Annotated in this window: 1 protein-coding gene; it reads left to right on the plus strand. The window is 36.8% G+C overall.

The window, feature by feature from the left end:
* Positions 1-307: Cna B-type domain-containing protein (locus ACXVYO_RS02165; RefSeq protein ID WP_458465910.1), on the plus strand; the 307-nt coding region annotated here is incomplete at both ends.

Below are 307 nucleotides of genomic sequence, written 5' to 3' on the forward strand. Positions count from 1 at the left end.
AGTGAAAGCTGATGAAAAAGGAAACTGGAATTTCAGCTTCAAAGATCTACCGAAGTATGATGGACGAGGAAATGAAATCAAGTACACAGTAAGTGAAGTGAAAGTAGACGGCTACGAGACAAAAGTAGAAGGAACGACAATTACGAATACTTACAAAAATACTGATAAAACAGAAGTAAATGGTAAGAAAGTCTGGGAAGACTACAACAACAAATTCAACACACGTCCAGGAAGCATCAAAGTTGAATTGCTTCAAGATGATAAAGTGATACAAGACACGACAGTGAAAGCTGATGAAAAAGGAAAC

This window comes from Bacillus sp. BC08, from assembly GCF_054326875.1.